Raw genomic sequence first — 4,910 nt, 5'->3', positions numbered from 1 at the left:
ATGGGTTATGAAATAAGCAAGTTTCGATTGTTGGGGTATTATTTTAAGAACTCTATAAAAAAAGCCGGACAGTAGTGAGAATTTATATTGTAACAAAAATTGTCGGATTGAGTAAAGGACTAAGTCCGCTCGTTCGCGTTAGTTATCCGCCCTTAGGCAGAGAACCCGACCTGCGATTGAATAAAAAAACAGGGAAGTTACTGATAAAAAACAACTTGACAACTTACAACTAATATCTATCTTAGATTTAAAGCAGCAGGTTGTTTAAATACCGAAAATTTATTAACATGGAATAATACTCTATTTCAACCTGTATAATCTCTCGATATGGCTATTAATACTAAATCGAGGGAAATAATCATTCGGACAGAGCGCAAACATGAAGCTCAACATAAATTATAAATCAAAACAGATTCCTCAATGAATAACCGTCGCAAAAACAACATCAAAAACGGTCAAAGGCAGACAATAAGCAAATCTGGCAATTCGTCTTTAGCATCATTGGCGCGCGCCGCTGTTGGCAATCCCCTTGTTAAATCGCTGAGGCTTAGCCCTCTGCCTGTTTCTATTACAAACCTTACTGATAGTAAATTTATTGAGGTAAGCGATAGTTTCTTAGATATTTTCGGCTGCAGCCGCGATGAAATTATCGGCAGTACCGCTTTTGAACTTGGCTTATATCAACAGCTAAATGAAGATGGGCTGGATTTTAATATATTCAGGGAACGCAAGCCGCTTAATAAAATAAAGGTGCGGTTAAAAACTAAAACCGATGGAGAGCATCTATTCATATTGACTTCTGATATAATCAATCTTGATAATTGCCAGTACATATTATGTTATTACGAGATTATAACAAACTGTAACAAAACAATAAAAGCTTTACGGGAAAGCGAGGAGAAATATCGCTCTCTTATTGAAAAATCTATTGACGCTGTTTATATAATAGCAAATAACAGATTCAAATTTGTTAACCGCAAGTTTATCGAGATGTTTGGCTGGCCGGAGACGGAGATATGCTCCCCTGATTTTGATATGATGTGTCTGGTTGCTCCATCAAGCATATCTTTTATGAAAAACCGTCTGAATAAAATTAAACGAGGCGAGAAAGTTCCCGAACATTATGAATATACTGCTATTTCCAGAGACGGTAAGGAAATACATTTAGAAGTATTTGTATCATACCTATCATATAACGGGCAGAAAGCGATTCAAGGCATCTACCATAATATATCCGATCGAAAAAAAGCTGAAAAAGAGTTAATCAAGTTTAAAACTATTACTGATAAGGCAAATTATGGCATAGCTATGTCTGACCCTTACGGCAATATTACGTATATTAACGAATATTTTGCCGGCATTCATGGTTATACATATGATGAAATAATAGGTAAGAATTTGTCAACATTTCATAACGAGAAGCAATTACCAAAAGTATTAGAGATTAATCGAGGTTTACTTAAAAACGGCAGTTATACTAACCTTGAGGTTTGGCATACTCATCGGGATGGACATGTATTCCCGATGTTGATGAACGGCGTGGTAATAACGGATGACACTCAGAAGCCTCTTTATTTTGCTACCACGGCAATTGATATCACGGAAACAAAACAGACCGAGAAAATAGTTAGCGCTCAACACAATTTAAATGTTGCCTTAAGCGCTGTTTCCAGCCTTAATGAAGCTCTCGAATTATGCCTCGATTATATAATAAAGATTTCAGACATGAAGTCATGCGGAATATATCTCGTTACTGAAAACAAGGGTTTAAATTTAATTACGCATAGAGGGCTTTCGAAAGAATTTGTAAAACTTGCCGGTTATTATGAACCGGATTCTCCTCAAGTTCGCTTAGTTATGGCGGGCAAACCCGTATATTCGCTTTATTCATCATTAAATCTGCCTCTCGCTGATTCGCGAAACAAAGAAAAATTAAAGCATATATCTATAATCCCATTAGTCCATGAAGGGGAGGTTATTGCCTGCTTCAATGTATCTTCGCATGTTCATCAAGATATACCAGATTCGATTAAAAGAGCGCTTGAGACTATTGCTGCTCAAGTAAGCAGCGCAATCTGCCGGCTTCAAACTGAACATGAACTGCATAAGCTTGAAGAGAAGTACCGCTTAGTAGTTGAAAATGCCAATGAAGCTATTATCGTTTTTCAAAATAATGAACTTAAATATGCTAATCCCCGCACTTTTGAGCTTTCCGGTTATTCAAAATCAGAGATGTTTCCCAAAAAGTTTATTAATTATTTCCATCCTGATGACAAAAAAATGATAATTGAGAATTTTGCCAAAAGAGTTAAAGGCATGGATAAGCCTTTAAAATATTCTTTCAGATTTACTAATAAAAATGGCAGCATTCAATGGCTGGAAATTAGCACAACGTTAATCACATGGGAGGGCAAACCGGCAAGCCTCGGATTTATTAATGATATTACCGAGGAGAAAATCGCTGAGCAGGAATTACAAAACGAACGTGAATTCATCAGCTCATTGCTTGATACCGCCAACAGCTTGATTGTGTGTCTTGATAAAGACGCCCGGATAATCGTTTTTAACAAAGAGATTGAAAAACTAACCGGCTATAAACGTGAAGAAGTTATTGGCAAATATTGGCCTGATATATTCCTTCCTGAATTTCACCATCACCATAAGATAAAAGATTTTGCTTTATGGGTTAAAAAACACCCAAGGGATAAATATGAGGGACCATTAGTAACTAAAACCGGTGAAACCAAAACAATTCTCTGGTCAAACTCGGCTATTTTCCACTCGGGTCCTAATGAAATAACCGCTATAGCAGTAGGTCAGGATATTACCAACCGCAAGCAAGCCAAGGAAATGCTTAAAGCCAGCGAGGAAAAATACAGGCACTTAGTTGAAAATTCGGGACAACCTATTTTTTCGATTGATAAAAATGGCGTATTCCTTATGATAAATGAGAATACCATCGAAGTTACCGGTGGAAAACTTGATGATTATCTTGGTAAATCGTTATGGGATGTTTTTCCTAAAGATTTTGCCGACAAACGCTACGCCAGAACTAAAAAGGCGATTGATTCGGGCAATACGATTACTTATACATCTAAGATGAGCTTTCAGGGGATTGAGAGATGGTTTACGACCAATGTTTACCCGGTTTACCCTGACAATGGAGATACTCCACATGCTATTCATATTGGAACAGATATAACTGATCGTAAACTTGTCGAGGAAACGCTTAAAGCCAGCGAGGAAAAATACCGTCTTTTGATAGAAAATGCCGGACAGCCAATTTTTTCAGTAGACGAAAATGGCGTTTACCTAACGATGAACAAATTAACCGCAAGTTTAATAGGCGGCAAACCAGATGATTACATTGGCAAATCATATTGGGATATTTTCCCAAAAAAATTCGCCGATTTGCGCTATAATAATACTAAAAAAACAATCGATTTAGGTAAAAAACTTACTTTTACATTGAAAATGGTTATCGAAGGTCAGGAAAGATGGTTTATAATAAACATACATCCTATTTATCCTGCCAATGGAGATATTCCAAAAGCCTTGCATATTGCCAGCGAAATCACCGAATTAAAACTTCGCGAGTTCAAGGAAAGAGCCGTAACCAAGCTATTGGATAATCTTCGCCGAGCAAATAATATCAATGACTGTCTTTCGTTTGGCTGTCGGTCAATTTACAATGCCAGATTATATAAACGCTCTGTTCTAACTATGCATAACAGGGAAAAGGAGATAATTCATTTCGGTCAGTTTGGTTTGGATGATAATACTGTCAGGGCTGTTATGAATAACCCGGCGCCCAGCGATGAGATGACTTTTAAGATGACTCAGAAGAAATTTAAAATTAATCATTCGTATTTTATTCCGGTGGAATCAGGATTGCTTGCTGAATATGTCGAAAGGACGATTCCTCAGGAAGAAAATTTTACTGACAATGAATTAGCCTGGAAAACTGGGGATGAATTCTTTGCCCCGATATTATCCTCACCCAAAAAACCAGAGGGCTGGCTGTCTGTCGATACACCCTTTAACGGTAAAAGGCCAACTTCCGATGAAGCCGCTTTTCTTCAGGAAATTGTTGAAATAGTCAGCAAGAAAGTTCATGAAATACAGAGTTTGAACTTATTGAAAACTGAACGCCGGGCGCTTCAGGAAAAAAACATAGCTCTCCGTGAAGTTTTGGCTCATATCGAAGAAGAAAAAATGGAGATTAAGAATCTGGTTAGGGATGAGATCGATAGTACGCTTATGCCGGCATTGAGCAAGATGATAAATGCGGACGGCAAGGTAAATAAGATATTTTACAATATCGTACATAATTGTCTCCAATCTTTAGCAAACTCGTCAGGCGAAATTCAGCATATATATTCAAAACTTTCGCCGCGCGAGGTTGAAATATGTAGTATGATTAAAAACGGAACTATCTCAAAAGACATCGCGACAGCATTAAATATTAGTATAGCAACGGTTCAGAAACATCGTGAAATTATACGGAAAAAACTTGGTATCACTAATAAGAACATAAACTTAGCTACTTATCTTCAGAGATAGCACTGCTTATTATTATATACGCATATTTTAGGCATTATCCCCGTATTGACAGATGATTATAAACACCTATTATAGTCATGCAGCTTTTATAAAACTTATTCTGATAATATTTCAGTGTTCAAAACCCCTCAGGATGTAGCCAGCTTGTGGCGTCCGCCCAAGGCGGACATTCTGAGAGATAAAGCAAAGTTTTAAGAGAAGCAGGCTTTAGTAATAAATTAGCAGTGGTCTTAGCGCCTGGGGGGAGCGCTAAAATCACTGTTATTTTTTTAGCTAACCCGATTAGTTATGTGTCAGGATGAAAGGAGCGACATCCTGACGCCCGGAACAAAGGAGCGACCGAATGA

General features: G+C 37.5%; 1 protein-coding gene. It reads left to right on the top strand.

From position 1 onward, the window contains the following. Positions 1-420 precede the first annotated feature (420 nt). Complete coding sequence (locus J7K40_15400; GenBank protein ID MCD6163782.1) at positions 421-4,563, top strand: PAS domain S-box protein; 4,143 nt, start codon at positions 421-423, stop codon at positions 4,561-4,563. The last annotated feature ends 347 nt before the right edge of the window (positions 4,564-4,910 follow it).

It is taken from the genome of Candidatus Zixiibacteriota bacterium (genome assembly GCA_021159005.1).
GTDB lineage: Bacteria > Zixibacteria > MSB-5A5 > UBA10806 > 4484-95 > JAGGSN01.
This window is presented reverse-complemented; position numbering and strand designations above follow the sequence as displayed.